Origin of the sequence: Novimethylophilus sp., assembly GCF_036504375.1 — a bacterium.
GTDB lineage: Bacteria > Pseudomonadota > Gammaproteobacteria > Burkholderiales > Methylophilaceae > Novimethylophilus.
Genome location: NZ_DASXVH010000090.1, coordinates 17,657 through 33,073, shown reverse-complemented (window position 1 = coordinate 33,073; position 15,417 = coordinate 17,657). Strand labels below are relative to the sequence as shown.

13 protein-coding genes and 1 riboswitch are annotated in these 15,417 nt (G+C 58.7%); of the genes, 9 read left to right on the top strand and 4 right to left on the bottom strand.

Going from position 1 to position 15,417, the window contains the following annotated elements; genetic code table 11:
* The 4 genes from VGK14_RS13415 to pstS all read right to left on the bottom strand — a co-directional run.
* Positions 1 to 244 (bottom strand): ATP-binding cassette domain-containing protein (locus VGK14_RS13415; RefSeq protein WP_331509598.1); only part of this gene is annotated, 244 nt, incomplete at its 3' end.
* 59 nt (positions 245 to 303) lie between these two features.
* A complete protein-coding gene (pstA, locus tag VGK14_RS13410) occupies positions 304 to 1,158 on the bottom strand; it encodes a phosphate ABC transporter permease PstA (RefSeq protein ID WP_331509597.1) in 855 nt (284 codons plus the stop codon).
* Positions 1,155 to 2,114 carry a phosphate ABC transporter permease subunit PstC gene (gene pstC / locus VGK14_RS13405; RefSeq protein ID WP_331509596.1) on the bottom strand — a complete coding sequence of 320 codons (960 nt, stop codon included), beginning with the start codon at positions 2,112 to 2,114 and terminating at the stop codon, positions 1,155 to 1,157. Before pstC ends, pstA begins: the two co-directional genes overlap by 4 nt.
* A gap of 98 nt (positions 2,115 to 2,212) precedes the next feature.
* Complete coding sequence (gene pstS / locus VGK14_RS13400) at positions 2,213 to 3,259, bottom strand: phosphate ABC transporter substrate-binding protein PstS (protein ID WP_331509595.1); 1,047 nt, start codon at positions 3,257 to 3,259, stop codon at positions 2,213 to 2,215.
* A 151-nt stretch (positions 3,260 to 3,410) separates the two neighbouring features.
* Here pstS and VGK14_RS13395 point away from each other — a divergent pair, with 151 nt between their 5' ends.
* The 9 genes from VGK14_RS13395 (at position 3,411) to VGK14_RS13355 (ending at position 15,291) form a co-directional block, all read left to right on the top strand.
* Positions 3,411 to 4,670: an MgtC/SapB family protein gene (locus VGK14_RS13395; protein WP_331509594.1), complete on the top strand. Its 1,260-nt coding sequence runs from the start codon at positions 3,411 to 3,413 to the stop codon at positions 4,668 to 4,670.
* Between the two features lie 52 nt (positions 4,671 to 4,722).
* Positions 4,723 to 5,827, top strand: a protein-coding gene (gene prfB / locus VGK14_RS13390) for a peptide chain release factor 2 (RefSeq protein WP_331509600.1) whose coding sequence is annotated in 2 segments (ribosomal slippage) — positions 4,723 to 4,803 and positions 4,805 to 5,827 — 1,104 coding nt in all. Because the reading frame shifts where the segments join, the coding sequence is not laid out codon by codon here.
* Position 5,828: 1 nt separating this feature from the next.
* Positions 5,829 to 7,334: a lysine--tRNA ligase gene (gene lysS, locus VGK14_RS13385; protein WP_331509593.1), complete on the top strand. Its 1,506-nt coding sequence runs from the start codon at positions 5,829 to 5,831 to the stop codon at positions 7,332 to 7,334.
* Between the two features lie 65 nt (positions 7,335 to 7,399).
* A riboswitch (cyclic di-GMP riboswitch) is annotated at positions 7,400 to 7,484 on the top strand.
* Positions 7,485 to 7,603: 119 nt separating this feature from the next.
* The gene (locus VGK14_RS13380) at positions 7,604 to 9,223 is read left to right on the top strand and encodes a sensor histidine kinase (protein WP_331509592.1); all 1,620 of its coding nucleotides are present in this window, start codon (positions 7,604 to 7,606) and stop codon (positions 9,221 to 9,223) included.
* The gene (locus tag VGK14_RS13375; RefSeq protein ID WP_331509591.1) at positions 9,213 to 9,665 is read left to right on the top strand and encodes a response regulator; all 453 of its coding nucleotides are present in this window, start codon (positions 9,213 to 9,215) and stop codon (positions 9,663 to 9,665) included. Before VGK14_RS13380 ends, VGK14_RS13375 begins: the two co-directional genes overlap by 11 nt.
* Positions 9,666 to 9,691: 26 nt before the next feature.
* A complete protein-coding gene (locus tag VGK14_RS13370; RefSeq protein WP_331509590.1) occupies positions 9,692 to 11,413 on the top strand; it encodes a putative bifunctional diguanylate cyclase/phosphodiesterase in 1,722 nt (573 codons plus the stop codon).
* 3 nt (positions 11,414 to 11,416) lie between these two features.
* Positions 11,417 to 13,456: a GGDEF/EAL domain-containing response regulator gene (locus tag VGK14_RS13365; protein ID WP_331509589.1), complete on the top strand. Its 2,040-nt coding sequence runs from the start codon at positions 11,417 to 11,419 to the stop codon at positions 13,454 to 13,456.
* Positions 13,457 to 13,470: 14 nt separating this feature from the next.
* Positions 13,471 to 13,677 (top strand): heavy-metal-associated domain-containing protein, encoded by a 207-nt coding sequence (locus tag VGK14_RS13360; RefSeq protein ID WP_331509588.1) that lies wholly within the window; start codon positions 13,471 to 13,473, stop codon positions 13,675 to 13,677.
* A gap of 216 nt (positions 13,678 to 13,893) precedes the next feature.
* Positions 13,894 to 15,291, top strand: coding sequence for an OprO/OprP family phosphate-selective porin (locus VGK14_RS13355; protein ID WP_331509587.1), 1,398 nt, complete (start codon positions 13,894 to 13,896; stop codon positions 15,289 to 15,291).
* The last annotated feature ends 126 nt before the right edge of the window (positions 15,292 to 15,417 follow it).

The following is a 15,417-nucleotide window of genomic DNA, read 5'->3' as shown; positions in this document are numbered from 1 at the left end:
GATCCTGCCTGGCATCGAGAATGTTCTGTCCGTCCAGCAGGATTTCTCCTTCCGCACGCTGCTTGGGGTAGAGCTGATACATGCGGTTGAACGTGCGCAGCAGCGTGGATTTGCCGCAGCCGGACGGACCGATAAAAGCGGTAACGCGGTTGTCGGGAACGCTCATGCTGACATTTTTCAGCGCATGGAACTTGCCGTAATAGAAATTCAGGTTATTGACGGTAATCTTGTTGGTCTCGGCCATGTGCGTTTCCTGTATGTATTCAGGGTGCATGAGATGGGGTGCTTTCAGATGTACTTCGGTCATTGCATTCCGCTCTTTTTGAACAGTGCCCGTGCCAGAATGTTCAGGCCCAGCACGAAAAATGTGATCAGCAGTGCGCCGGCCCATGCCAGATGGTGCCAGTCTTCATAGGGGCTCATCGCGAACTGGAAAATGATCACGGCAAGGCTGGCCATCGGTCCGTTGAGGTCGTTGCTCCAGAACTGATTGTTCAGCGCGGTGAACAGCAGTGGCGCGGTTTCGCCGCTGATGCGCGCCACTGCCAGCAGCACGCCGGTCAGCATGCCCGCCCGCGCGGCACGGTAGGAAACCATGATGACGATTTTCCATTGCGGCGCTCCCAGCGCCGCGGCGGCTTCGCGCAGGCTGTTGGGCACCAGCTGCAGCATGTTTTCGGTGGTGCGCACGACTACCGGCAATACGATCAGGCCCAGCGCGGTGGCACCGGCCCAGCCGGAAAAATGGCCGACCCGGTGCACGATAATTTCATACACGAACAAGCCGATGACGATGGACGGCGCGGACAGCAGAATGTCGTTGATGAAACGGGTGGTCGGCGCCAGCCAGCCAGCGCGGCCGAATTCCGCCAGATAAGTGCCGGCCAGTATGCCTACCGGCGTACCGATCAGGGTCGCCATCGCCACCATATAGAGGCTGCCGGCGATGGCATTGAGCAGGCCGCCCTTGCTGCCGGGCGGCGGTGTCATCTGCGTGAATACGCTGGAGGTAATATGGCCCAGGCCGTTGCTCAGCAAGGTCCAAAGTATCCATGCCAGAAAGAACAGCGCGAATGCCACCGTCAGCAACGAGACGCTGAGAATGACTGCATTGGTCACCCGGCGTCGCATATAACGGTTTTGATTCAAGGCGATCATGATTGCTTGCCTTCCTTGGAAGCCAGCTTGAGCAGCAGCAGCTTGGCCAGTGCCAGCACGACAAAGGTGATGACGAACAGCATCATGCCCAGCGTGATGAGGGAAGAGGTATAGATGTCACCCACCGCTTCGGTAAATTCATTGGCGAGCGCGGAGGAGATGGTATTGCCCGGCATCAGCAGCGATATCGAAAGATCGTGCGCGTTGCCGATGACGAAGGTGACCGCCATGGTTTCACCCAGTGCACGGCCCAGCCCCAGCATGACGCCGCCGACGACGCCGACCTTGGTGTACGGCAGCACCACGTTCCATACCACCTCCCAGGTGGTGGCGCCCAAGCCGTAGGCTGATTCCTTGAGCATGGGCGGCACTACTTCGAACACGTCGCGCATCACCGAGGAAATGAACGGAATTACCATGATGGCGAGGATGAAGCTGGCGGTGAGCATGCCTATGCCCATGGGCGGCCCCTGGAAGAACTGGCCGACCAGCGGCCAGTTGCCCATGTTGTCGTTGATCCACGGTTCGAAGCTGTCGGCGAACCAGGGAGCGAACACGAACAGCCCCCACATGCCGTAGATGATGCTGGGAATGCCCGCCAGCAGTTCGATGGCGATACCCAGCGGCCGTTTGAGCCAGGCCGGGGTGAGTTCGGTGATGAACAGCGCGATGCCGAAGCTGACCGGAATGCCGATCAGCATGGCAATCAGTGAAGTGACGATGGTGCCGTAAATGGGGACCAGCGCCCCGAATTCCACGGTGACCGGATTCCAGGCATCGTTGGTGAAGAAGTGAAGGCCGAAGGTCTCGAGTGCCGGCAGGCTCGCCACCAGCAACGTGATCAGGATGCCGAACAGTACGGCAAACACCAGGAAAGCGAACAGCCTGGTCGTGTTGCGGAACAACACATCGAGTATGGCTTGCGCGTTGGGTGGCTGGGTTTGCGTGTCGGACATGTTTTTTGTGTCTTTAAGAGTAAAGATCGGCGAACGCTATCAAAAACGTTCGCCGATGTCATCAGTTGCCGGGGTCATCCGCACCGGCCGTGTGCTGCTTACGGCCAGACGGCGCTGCCGTCCTTGCCTTTCAGATTGACGCTCCAGTGTTTCTGGATCAGCTTCACGGCGGTGTCGGGCAACGGCACGTAGTCCAAGGCTTCGGCCATTTTATCGCCTTCGGTATAGCCGTAGTTGAAGAACTTCAGCACTTCCTTGGCGGCAGCCGGATTTTCCTGCGTCTTGTGCATCAGGATGAAGGTGGCGGCGGCGATCGGCCAGGATTCCTTGCCCGGCTCATTGGTAAGAATTTCATAGAAGCCGGGGGCTTTTTCCCATTCGGCATACTTGGCGGCAGCCTGGAAACTGGCCAGGCCGGGCTTGACGAACTCGCCTTCGCGGTTCTGCATGACGACGTAGTTCATGCCGTTTTGCTTGGCGTAGGCATATTCGACATAACCAATGGCGCCCTTGATGCGCTGCACGTAGGAAGCCACGCCTTCGTTGCCCTTGCCGCCCACGCCTGCGGGCCAGGACACGGAAGTGTCGGCGCCGACTTTGGTTTTCCATTCCTCGCTGACCTTGGTCAGGTAGTTGGCAAAGTTGAAGGTGGTGCCGGAGCCATCGGAGCGATGCACCACCGTGATGTTGGCGGAAGGCAATGCCACGCCTGGGTTGATCGCCTTGATCGCGGCATCGTCCCACTTGGTGATTTTCTTCAAGAAGATATTGGCCAGCACTTCGCCGTTCAGGCGCAGCTTGCCGGAAGAGATGCCTTCGACGTTGATTACCGGCACCACGCCGCCGATTACGGCCGGGAACTGCATCAGGCCGTCCTTGTCGAGTTCGGCCACGGTCAGCGGCTTGTCGGAGGCGCCGAAGTTCACGGTCTTGTTCTGGATCTGCTTGATGCCGCCACCGGAGCCGATGGATTGGTAGTTCAGCTTCACGCCGGTCTTGGCGTTATAGGCTTCCGCCCATTTGGCATAGATGGGGTACGGAAAGGTGGCGCCGGCGCCGGTGATGTCCACTGCGTGAGCGCTCACGGCAAAGACGAGACCGGCAGCCGCTACGGTGCCGGTCAGGGTACGGACAATATTTCGCATCAAAATCTCCTGAGTGTGTTTGGGACGCTGCGAATGCTATACCGTAATTATGACAGTTTTATGAAAAAATCTCAGGCGTCCAGAAGGCGCGCGGTTGCCAACATCTAAATAAGCGTTACCATAGCTGCAGTCCCACTCGAGGTATCTGGTCATGCAAGAGCTTTTTCTTCAAGGCAATGGACTCGAATATCTGCCGGCATTCGCTACCAGCCTGGCAGTCGGTTTGCTGGTGGGCGTCGAACGCGAGCGCAGCCCGGCGGCCAAGGCCGGCTTGCGCACTTTCGGCTTGGTGGCGATGCTGGGCACCTTGCTGGCGTTGATATCCGAGCGCACGACATCCGCCTGGGTTCTGCCTGCGGGATTTATCGCGGTGGCCGCGATCATAGTCAGCGCCTACATGGACGACGACGAAAGTGAAGATCCCGGCACTACCACTCAGGCCGCGTTGCTGCTGTGCTTCGGCCTGGGCACGGTGATCTGGTACGGCTTTGGGACGCTGGCGATCATGCTGGCGATCACGATGACCATCCTGCTGCACTACAAGCCTGAATTGCAAAGCATGACCAAGAGCCTGTCGCGGCGCGACCTGCAATCGATGCTGCAATTCGCGGTGCTGTCTTTCATTATTCTTCCCATCCTGCCCAACCGCGATTACGGCCCCTACGATACGCTCAATCCTTACCAGACCTGGTGGATGGTGGTGCTGATTTCCGGCGTGAGCCTGGCGGGTTATGTGGCGCTGCGTGGTGTCGGCCAGCGTTACGGTTCGCCGCTGCTGGGCTTTCTCGGCGGCCTGGTGTCGAGTACCGCGACGACGCTGGTGTATGCCCGCTACGGCAAGAACCCCGCCTTGTCCGGCTTGGCCGTCGTGGTCATCCTGATCGCCAACCTGGTCGTGCTGATACGGCTGTGCGTGGTAAGCAGCGTGGTATCTCCCGCCATTTTGCCGCATCTGGTGCCGGTGCTGGCGAGCGGGTTTGTCGTCGGCGCGACGGCGGCCTTTTATTGGTGGTGCAGCATGAACCGGATGGCTGAGCTGCCGATGCCGGAAATCCGCAACCCGACCGAAATCAAAACGGCGTTGTCGTTTGGCGCCTTGTATGCGCTGGTGCTGCTGGCTGCCGCCTGGCTGTCCGATATTGCCGGCAGTCGCGGACTGTACCTGCTGGCTTTCGTTTCCGGGCTGACTGACGTGGATGCGATATCGCTTTCCAGCCTGCGCCTGTTCGAACAGGGCAAGCTGCTGGCAGACCAGGCGGTCATGTCGATCACGATCGCCTATCTCTCCAACCTGGCTTTCAAGTTCGGCCTGCTGGCGTTTATCGGCGGCAAGGCATTGGCGCGCCGGGCCGCCGTGGGAATGGGTGCCGTCGCGATCGGGCTGGGTATAGGCATGCTGCTGTTCGGATGATGGGCGGCGGGCTGCTATAATCGCGCTTTTAAAATTATTGACCGGAATCACCATGGAAGCCGAACGCCTCAATGCCATCGCCAATCACCTGCAGGAACTGGGTTCCCGCAGCGTCGATCTGCGGAGGTATCTTTGACTTCGATGGGAAACAGGAGCGCCTGACCGAAGTCAACCAACTCGCCGAAGACCCGGCCATCTGGAACGATGCCGAGCGTGCACAAGCGCTGGGGCGCGAGAAGAAATCGCTGGAGTCGGTAGTGCTGACGCTGGAGCACGTCGCCAACGGCCTGAAAGACGCGCAGGAACTGTTCGAGATGGCGCGCGGCGAAGGCGACGACGATACCGTGTACGCCATCGAAGCCGATGCCCGGGAACTGGAGCAAGAAGTCGCCGCGCTGGAATTCCGCCGCATGTTCTCCCACCCGATGGACCCCAACAACTGCTTTGTCGATATCCAGGCCGGTTCCGGCGGTACCGAAGCGCAGGACTGGGGTTCTATGCTGCTGCGCATGTATCTGCGCTACTGCGAAAGAAAAGGCTTCCAGGTCGAAGTGCTGGAAGAGTCCGAAGGCGACGTCGCCGGCATCAAGAGCGCGAGCCTCAAGGTTTCCGGCGATTACGCCTACGGCACGCTGCGCACCGAATCCGGCGTGCACCGGCTGGTGCGCAAATCGCCGTTCGACTCCAACGCGCGCCGCCATACCAGCTTTGCCAGCGTGTTTGTCTATCCCGAAGTGGACGATTCCATCGAGGTCGACATCAATCCGGCAGATTTGCGCATCGATACCTATCGCGCATCGGGCGCCGGCGGCCAGCACATCAACAAGACCGATTCCGCAGTGCGTATCACCCACCTGCCGACCAACACCGTGGTGCAATGCCAGAACGACCGTTCGCAGCACCGCAACCGCGCCGAGGCGATGGCGATGCTGAAGGCGCAGCTGTACGCGCTGGAACTGCGCCGCCGCAACGAGGAAAAACAGGCGATGGAAGACGCCAAGACCGACATCGGCTGGGGCCACCAGATCCGTTCCTATGTGCTGGACCAGTCGCGCATCAAGGATCTGCGCACCAACGTCGAAATCGGCAACACCCAATCCGTGCTGGATGGCGATCTCGACCCGTTCATCAGCGAGAGTTTGAAGCAGGGAGTATAAATTGAGCGAACAAGAAAATACGTCCGTACAGGACGAAAGCCACGTCATTTCCGAGCGGCGCGAGAAGCTGAAAAGCCTGCGCCAGAGCGGCGTGGCTTTTCCCAATGATTTCCGTCCGCTGCATGCCGCGGCCAGTCTGCATGCCGCGCACGGGCCAAAAGAGGCAGAAGCGCTGGAAGCCGAAGCGGTGCGCGCCTGCGTGGCGGGCCGCATGATGCTGAAGCGCGTGATGGGCAAGGCCAGTTTTGCCACGGTGCAGGACAGCGGCGGGCGCATCCAGTTTTTCATCGCGCGCGATCAGGTTGGCGAGGAAGCCTACGAAGCCTTCAAACGCTGGGATCTGGGCGATATCGTCGGCGCCGAAGGCGTGCTGATGAAAACCAAGACCGGCGAACTGAGCGTGCGGGTGGACAGCCTGCGCCTGCTGACGAAGAGCCTGCGCCCGTTGCCGGAGAAGTTCCATGGTCTCACCGACCTGGAAATCAAGTACCGCCAGCGCTACGTCGACCTCATCATGAACGAGGATACGCGCCAAACTTTCATCGCGCGTAGCCGTGTCGTCGCCGCGATTCGCAGCTTCATGCTGGACAACGAATTCCTCGAAGTCGAAACACCGATGCTGCACCCCATCCCCGGCGGCGCGGCGGCCAAGCCGTTCAAGACCCATCACAATGCGCTGGACATGCAGATGTTCCTGCGCATCGCGCCCGAACTGTATCTCAAGCGCCTGGTCGTCGGCGGCTTCGAGCGCGTGTTCGAAATCAACCGCAATTTCCGCAATGAAGGGCTCTCCGTGCGGCACAATCCGGAATTCACGATGATGGAATTCTATGCCGCCTATACCGATTACCAGTGGCTGATGGATTTCACCGAGGCCTGCATCCGCGCCGCGGCCATGGCTGCGACCGGGGATGCGGTGGTGACGTACCAGGGACGCGAGCTCGACCTGTCTCAGCCGTTCCAGCGCCTGACGATCACCGGGGCGATTCTCAAGTACGCGCCGCAATACAGCGCCGCCCAGTTGGACGACGCGGATTTCCTCCGGACCGAGCTGGCCAAATTCGGCGTCAAGCCGCTGGCGCACGCCGGCCTCGGCGCGCTGCAGCTGGCGCTGTTCGAGGAGACCGCGGAAGCCGAGCTGTGGCAGCCGACCTATATCGTCGACTACCCGGTCGAGGTATCGCCGCTGGCGCGCGCATCCGACACCCGTCCCGGCATTACCGAGCGCTTCGAGTTGTTCATTACCGGGCGCGAGATTGCCAACGGCTTTTCCGAGCTGAACGACGCCGAGGACCAGGCCGAGCGTTTCAAGGCGCAGGTGGCGGCCAAGGAGGCCGGGGATGACGAAGCCATGTACTACGACGCCGATTACATTCGCGCGCTGGAATACGGCATGCCCCCGACCGGCGGCTGTGGCATCGGCATCGACCGCTTGGTGATGTTGCTGACGGACTCGCCCAGCATCCGCGACGTGATCCTGTTCCCGCACATGCGTCCAGAGGCTTGAAAAACAAGACTTTCGCGCTAAATTGACAGCCGGCTGTTTTGGCATTCTAATGTCAAATTAACACTACCTGAAAAGGGCGAACCCGACCGTAAGGCGGGGGCGCAAAATTTCCGGTCCAAGGATGATGTCGGGGACAGCGGGATTGCCAGGTCGCAGGGTTCATCGATATCTCGAACTCCCTCCTGAATTGCCTCTAGCTCTGCTTCTTCGGACCGTACAGCAAGTGCTTTCGCCATTGCCGGCACTTGGCTACCGAGGAGATGGATCACATGGTAAATGCCAGCATTGATGATCGGACCCTGGCCGAGTCGATGGGACTCGACGCGGAAGACGTTCGTCGACGCAAGGACTTTCTCGAGTTCGGTGCACAGGACATTGCGCTGCTGAACGACCTGCACCAGCGGCTCGACCTGGACGGGGCGGCATTCGCCGACGCTTTCTACGCCCGTTTGCAGGCCGATGCCGAAGCCGGCAAGCTGCTGCAGGATGCCGGGCAGCTCGCCAGCCTCAAGCAGAAACAACTCACTTATTTCGAACAGCTCGGCAGCGGCGAGTACGGGCTGGAGTATGCGCTGGCCAGGATGCGTGTGGGCATGGCGCATCAGGCAGCCGGCTTGAAGCCCAAGTGGCATCTCGGCGATTACGGCAGATATCTCGCCAGCATATTGCCCGAAATGCTGCGCCACTGCGGCGGTGACCAGCAAAAACTGCTGGCTACGATGTCGGCGTTGATCAAAAGAACATTGCTCGATTCCCAAATCTCGCTGGATGCCTATTTCCAGAGCGAGCACGAGTTGCTGCGCTTGCTGTCGCAGGCGTTCGAAAGCAACATCGAGGCGGTGTTCATCGCCGACATGAAAGGCAAAGTCCTGCATGCGAACAGGACGGTCATCGAAATCTGCGGTTTCCTGCCCGAGGAACTGGCAGGCAAGCCATGGCAGCATCTATTTGCCGACCAGCAATCCGAAGCGCTGGCCGCGATCCGGCAGACCGTCGCCAATGGCGGGCGCTGGCAGGGCGAGGCCTGGCTGTGCCACAAGAGCGGCAAGGAGTTTCCCGCCTGGATCAACGTCAGTTCGGTGAAAGACGACAATGACGCGGTGACGCATTTCATCGTGGAGTTTTCCGATATCACCGCCTTCAAGCGCACCCAGCAAGAACTGGCGGAGCGCACCGAGGAGCTGGCGCATTCCAATCGCGAGCTGGAGCAGTTCGCCTACGTGGCCTCGCACGACCTGCAGGAACCGTTGCGCATGGTGGCGAGCTACACGCAATTGCTAGCGCGCCGCTACAAGGACAAGCTGGACGCGGACGCCAACGAGTTCATCCATTTTGCGGTGGATGGCGCCACCCGCATGCAGGCGCTGATCATCGACCTCTTGACATTGTCGCGGGTCGGCACGCACGGCAAGCCGATCGAACTGTGCGAATCCGGTGTTGCGCTTGATCGAGCGATCGCCAATCTGCGGCTGGCGGCCGAGGAATCCGGCGCGGTGGTCACGCGCGACCCCATGCCCAAGTTGACCGCGGATATTTCGCAACTGACGCAGCTGTTCCAGAACCTGATCGGCAACGCGATCAAGTTCCGCGGCGAGACCTCGCCGGTGGTGCATGTGGGAGCGGAAAAAAGGGACGGCGAATGGCTGCTTTCGGTGCGCGACAACGGCATCGGCATCGCGCCGGAATTTTTCGAGCGCATTTTCGTCATTTTTCAACGTTTGCACGGCAAGCATGAATATCCCGGTACCGGCATCGGGCTGTCGGTATGCAAGAAAATCGTCGAACGCCACGGCGGAAAAATATGGATAGAATCCGAGCCGGGCAAAGGCACTGTTTTTTATTTCACCTTACCTGTGAATCATGGGGAAAGGAGACGTCATGGAGAATGAATTGGGTAGACAGGTAGAGTTTTTATTGGCCGAAGACAATCCGGGAGATGTCCGGCTGACGCAGGAGGCATTACGCGAGAGCAAGATACGCAACAACCTCAACGTGGTGCAGGATGGCATGGAGGCGATGGCATTTTTGCGCAAGCAGGGGAAATACGCCGAGGCGCCGACGCCGGACGTGGTGCTGCTCGATCTCAACCTGCCGAAGAAGGACGGGCGCGAGGTGCTGGCGGAAATCAAGTCCGACCCCGTGTTGAAGCGCATTCCGGTGGTCATCATCACATCAAGCGAGGCCGAGCAGGACATCCTGCGCACTTACGACCTGCATGCCAATTGCTACGTTACCAAGCCGGTCGATCTGGACCAGTTCATCAAGGTCATACAGTCGATAGAAAATTTCTGGCTGACCATCGTTAAATTGCCTTCCAGCGTCGGCGATTAACCGCCACTTCACCCGTGGAGCTTGCCATGAACGTCGAGCCGATCAATATCCTGCTGGTTGAGGACAATCCGGGCGATATACGCCTGGTTACCGAACTGCTGGCAGAAGGCGGCGACCGGCAGTTCAACCTGCTGGCGGCGGATCGGCTGGAAAGCGCATTGCTAATGCTGGAGAGGCACGACATCACCGCGATCCTGCTCGATCTGCTATTGCCGGACGGCACCGGCCTGGAAACCTTGTATACGATACATGCGGCCGCGCTCAACGTGCCGATCGTGGTGTTGAGCAATCTGGCGGACGAGCGGCTGGCGGTGCAGTCGGTGCAGTACGGCGCCCAGGATTTCCTGGTCAAGGACCACGTCAACAGCCATTTGCTGATGCGCTCCCTGCGCTATGCCATCGAACGCAAGCGCATGGAGGAACGGCTGAACCATCTTGCGCATCACGATAGCCTGACGGGGCTATCCAATCGCAAGCATTTCTACGATAGGCTCAAGAATGCGATGGCGCTGGCACGGCGCCAGGAAAGCCAGTTGGCGCTGCTGTTGCTCGATCTCAACGATTTCAAGCCGATCAATGACACGCTCGGCCATCATGTCGGCGATTTATTGCTGCAAGGAGTGGCGCAACGGCTGCGCGAGTGCATCCGCGAAACAGACTGCGTCGCGCGCATCGGCGGCGACGAGTTCACGATGATACTGACCGGCATGCGCAGTGAGGAAGATGCGGTCACCGCAACCTGCAAAATAATGGAGGCTATGCAGCGGCCGTTCCTGGTCAATGATTTTTCGCTGGATGTCAGCGTCAGCATCGGGATCAGTCTTTATCCGTCGGATGCCGACAATCTGGAAACCCTGGTGCGGCATGCCGATACCGCGATGTATCAGGCCAAGGCGGAAAGCAATGTACGCAACGCCTACCGCTTCTATTCTTCCAGCATGCACTTCAAGGCGAGCGAAGAACGCGAGTTGCAGCATGAATTGTCGAACGCGCTCGCGCGCAGTGAGTTTACGATTGATTATCAGCCGCAGGTCGACGTCAGGACCGGGCGCATCAACGGCATGGAATCGCTGTTGCGCTGGCGGCATCCGCAACGCGGCTTGTTGCTGCCTGGGCAGTTCATCAATGCGCTGGAAAGCTCGCCGCTGATACTGGAAGTGGGCGAATGGGTGCTGCGGACGGCTTGCACGCAAAGCCGAGTCTGGCAGGAGACTGCCGGGGCTCCGGTGATGATGTCGGTCAACCTTGCGTCCCGCCAGTTGATGCAGGAAAACTTTGCCGATATGGTGGCCGCCATACTGCAAGAAACCGGGCTCGCTCCGCAATGGCTGGAGCTCGATATTCCCGAACATGCGTTATGGGAAGACGAAGAACGTGCTTTCGAGCAAGTATCCAAGCTCAACCTGCTTGGCGTGAAGCTGGCGCTGGACAATTTCGGCAACGGCCGAGCCTCTTTCTACTATCTGCGCAAATTCCCGTTCCATGCGATCAAGCTGGATCGCAGGCTCACCCAGGACGCGTCAACTACCGCCGAAGGTGCCGATCTGGCGCGCGCGGTCATCCAGATCGCGCATGTATTCCGCATGAAAGGACAGGCAGGCGGAGTCGAAACCGCGGAGCAGCTGGACGTCCTGCGCGATCTCGCTTGCGATGATGCCCAAGGATATCTCTATTGTCATCCGTTGCCCTCCGAGGCCGCGACCGAATTGCTGCAGCGTGGGCAATGTCTCGAGCCGGCGGCAGGATAGTTTATGAAAGTGTTATTGGTTGAGGACAATCCCGGCGACGCACGTTTGCTGGATTTGATGTTGCAGGAAGTATTGCCGTCTTACAGCCTGTCTCATGCAGGCTCGCTGACTGAAGCCATTACCCAGATACGGGCAGAAAAATTCGATATTATTCTGCTGGATCTGTCGCTGCCCGATGCCACCGGTCACCAAACTTTCTGGCAATTGCATGCGGTAGCGCTGGCTACTCCTATTATCGTCATGACCGGGCTCGACGACGAAGCGCTGGCGGCAGAGCTTGCCCAGGCCGGAGCGCAGGATTTCCTGGTCAAAGGCAGTGTCGATGCCCGCGTGCTGCAACGCGCCATGCGCTATGCCATCGAACGCAAGCGTGCAGAGTCCCAACTGCGGTTGGCGGCGCGCGTGTTCGAAAACACGATGGAGGGCATATTGATCGCCGAGGTGGGCGGCAGGATTGCGGCGGCGAACGATGCCTTCTGCAATATCACCGGCCATATCGAAAAAAACATCATCGGCCTGCCCAAGAGTCTGCTCTGGGGTGGCGGCGACAACGATCCGGTCGCGCAGCAAGTGCGCTCCGCGCTGGAAAGCAACGGCAAATGGCAGGGCGAAGCGTGCCTGCGCCGCAGTAACGGCGATCTTTTCCCGGCCTGGCTGGGCGCGAATGCGGTGTTGGATTCGCACGGGCAGGTGACGCATTGGCTGATCGTGTTTACCGACATCAGCGACCTCAAAGAGTCGCAGGACCGGCTGCATTACCTGGCTTATCATGATCCGCTGACCAACCTGCCCAACCGCATGCTGTTCCAGGACCGCCTGATGCAGGCTGTGGCGCAGACTTCGCGCGGCGGCCGTGCCGTCGCGGTGATGTACCTCGATCTCGACCGTTTCAAGAATATCAACGACACCCTGGGGCATGCCTACGGCGACCGCTTGCTGCGCATGGTGGCGGAACGGCTGCGGCAATGCGTGCGGGAAACCGATACCGTGGCTCGTCTCGGCGGTGACGAATTCGCGCTGATTCTGATGCATATCGAACGCACCGAAGATGCGACGCTGGTGGCGGAAAAATTGATCGAAGTATTGCTGCCCCCATTCCAGATGGATCAGCATGAAGTGTTCATTTCCACCAGCATCGGCATTTCGTTTGCCTGGCCCGGGCACGAGCACAGCCCCAACTTCCTGGAAGAAGCGGACGTGGCGATGTATTACGCCAAGAGCCAGGGCCGCAACGGCTACAAGATTTACGTGCCGGAGCTGGATGCCGTCGCCTACGACTATCTGGTGCTGGAAACCAGCATGCGCCATGCGCTGGAACGCGACGAATTCCGCCTGTATTATCAGCCCCAGGTCGCAGTCAAAGGCGGCCGGGTCACTGCGGTGGAAGCCCTGCTGCGCTGGCAGAGCCCGGAGCGGGGGCTGGTACCTCCCGACGAGTTCATTCCGCTGCTGGAAGAAACCGGTCTCATCGTTTCGGTGGGCGAATGGGTGCTGCGGACCGCCTGCCAGCAGGCGCGGCGCTGGGCCGATGCCGGCATGCCGACGCGCGTTGCGGTCAATCTTTCGGGACGTCAGTTCAAGCAGGCCAACCTGGTCGCTACCGTTGCGAGAACCCTGCACGAGTGCGGTTTGCCGGCAAATCTGCTGGAACTCGAAATCACCGAAACCATTCTCATGGAAAAGGTCGAAGAGAATATCCGCCAATTGAACGAACTCAAGGCGTTGGGCGTCACGATCGCGCTCGACGATTTCGGCAGCGGCGCCTCGTCGCTGGCCTATCTCAAGGATTTCCCCGTGGACAGCGTCAAGATCTGCCAGTCATTCGTGCTCAACTTGCCGCACAGCGATGACGACAGTGCCATCGCCAGCGCTGTGCTGGGACTGGCGCAAGGCATGCGGCTCACCAGCGTGGCGGAAGGTGTCGAAAATGAGCAGCAGGCCGCGTTCCTCAGGGAGCGCCGCTGCGACTATCTGCAAGGCTATCTGTTCAGCAAGGCGTTGCCGGCGGAAGAGATGGAGCATCTGCTGCGCTCCGGGCTATGAAAGGTAAAGATGCGATGGAAACCGTCGATTTCTTGATTTCAGGCATGGCATGCGGTGGTTGTGCCAATACGGTGAAGAAGGCCCTGTTGGCACTGGACGGCGTGATGCAGGCGGATGTTTCGCATGCCGGAGGCCGTGCCGAAGTCGTTTATGACCCCGCAAAAGTGCAGCCCGCCGCGATGAAAACCGCTATCGAAGCGGCTGGTTACACTATCAAATAATTCCTGCGTAGTTTGTTCTCCCGGTTCGATGCATGAGATTTCATGCGTCGGATTTCCTTATGGGTTCATGGTGTTGCAATTTTACAACGGCTGCCTAAAAAACGGGCACCGTGTCATCAAAGTGTCACATTCTAGCTTCAGAATTCCGCCCGGAGTGAAGACTCAATTGGCCAATTTGGTTTTCATCATTCGTCCGTTTATTTTGGGAGAGCTTTAATGCATAACTGTAAACTCCGCGCCACCGTCGCCGCTCTGGCCGGTGTCGCCCTGCTCGGCATCACTGGCATTGCCAAGGCCGACTCCACCGATGACCTGCTGAAGAAGCTGCGCGACAAAGGCGTGCTGACTGAGCAAGAGTTTGATGAGTTCAACAATACCCGCGACACCGAGAAGCTCAAGAAAGCTGAAGCACTCAGCGTCAAGTTCAAGGATGGCGTCGTCATTGAAAGCGCCGACAAACAGCATTCGGTTTCGTTTAATGGTCGTGTGCAACTTGACTATCGCACTTTTGATGGTGGCAACATCGAGAGGGGAACTGCGGATACCTTCGACTTGCGTCGTGCCTACCTGACCATGAAAGGCAAGATGTACAACGATTACACTTGGGAAGTGACCTGGAATGCCAGCGGCAAGGACATTGACCAAGCCTGGTTCAATATCGGCTGGTGGGACGCTGCCAACCTGCGTTTCGGTGATTTCAAGATGCCGATGAGCATCGAAGAAAATACCAGTTCGCGTTTTCTGGATTTCCAGGAACGTTCCATGCTGAACTCTCTGATTCCGGGCAAGGAAATCGGCGCCATGGTGCATGGCACTCCGTTTAATGGCGTGTATTATGCGTTGGCTGTCTCCAATGGCGAAGGTCAAAATACCAAGGAATCGGACAACACCAATGACAGCCCGGACGTGCTTGGTCGCGTGAATGTCAACTTTGCCAAGATTCTGGGCGACAAGGATGCGATTTACCATGTCGGCGCTTCGTTCTCCAATGGTCATCCGGGCAAGAGGGATACATTTACTGCTCCAGGAGCCAATTCCGAGAGCAAGGGCTTTAGCTGGTTCAAGTCGGCAGCTTTTCAAGGTACGCCCGAACGTACCCGTCTCGGCCTGGAAGGTATTGCCGCATACGGTCCGGTCAAGCTGCAAGGCGAATGGCTGCGTTACAACCTAGACGGCAAGAGCACCGCCGGCGTGAGCTTTGATCGTGATATCGATGCCTGGTACCTGGCTGCCAACTGGATGATTACTGGCGAACACTACGCAGACAGCTACAAGGCCGGCGGTGCGTTTGACCGCATGAATCCGAAGAACGCTTTTGTCCATCCGAATGCAACCGCCAGCGGCTGGGGTGCCTGGGAAGTCGGTATGCGTTACACCAAGTTTGACGCTTCCGACTACAAGACCACTAACCTAGCCGGTACTGGTGTACTTACCGCTGGCTTTGCCAACGAGGCGGATGCCTGGACTGCGCAACTGAAGTGGATTCTTAACCCGAACCTGCGCTGGATGCTGGATTACGTGCGTACCGACTTCGAGCAGGATATCACCGTCGCTACTGGCAGGACTGCAAGTCACGAGAATGCTCTGACCACCCGCTTTCAGTTCGACTTCTAATAGAGATAGAAATTGTTCTAACGTGGCGTTCTCCTCGCCACAACCACTCCAAGCCCGCCGCGTGCGGGCTTTTTTTCTGCCTTTCGCGAAATCTTCATCTGCCTTTAACCATCGCGTAACTTTGGG

Coding starts and splice junctions, on each gene's coding strand:
- pstS (WP_331509595.1), bottom strand. CDS start 3,259: ATGCGAAATATTGTCCGTACCCTGACCGGCACCGTAGCGGCTGCCGGT.
- VGK14_RS13375 (WP_331509591.1), top strand. CDS start 9,213: ATGGAGAATGAATTGGGTAGACAGGTAGAGTTTTTATTGGCCGAAGAC.
- VGK14_RS13380 (WP_331509592.1), top strand. CDS start 7,604: ATGGTAAATGCCAGCATTGATGATCGGACCCTGGCCGAGTCGATGGGA.
- VGK14_RS13395 (WP_331509594.1), top strand. CDS start 3,411: ATGCAAGAGCTTTTTCTTCAAGGCAATGGACTCGAATATCTGCCGGCA.
- VGK14_RS13370 (WP_331509590.1), top strand. CDS start 9,692: ATGAACGTCGAGCCGATCAATATCCTGCTGGTTGAGGACAATCCGGGC.
- pstA (WP_331509597.1), bottom strand. CDS start 1,158: ATGATCGCCTTGAATCAAAACCGTTATATGCGACGCCGGGTGACCAAT.
- VGK14_RS13365 (WP_331509589.1), top strand. CDS start 11,417: ATGAAAGTGTTATTGGTTGAGGACAATCCCGGCGACGCACGTTTGCTG.
- VGK14_RS13355 (WP_331509587.1), top strand. CDS start 13,894: ATGCATAACTGTAAACTCCGCGCCACCGTCGCCGCTCTGGCCGGTGTC.
- VGK14_RS13360 (WP_331509588.1), top strand. CDS start 13,471: ATGGAAACCGTCGATTTCTTGATTTCAGGCATGGCATGCGGTGGTTGT.
- pstC (WP_331509596.1), bottom strand. CDS start 2,114: ATGTCCGACACGCAAACCCAGCCACCCAACGCGCAAGCCATACTCGAT.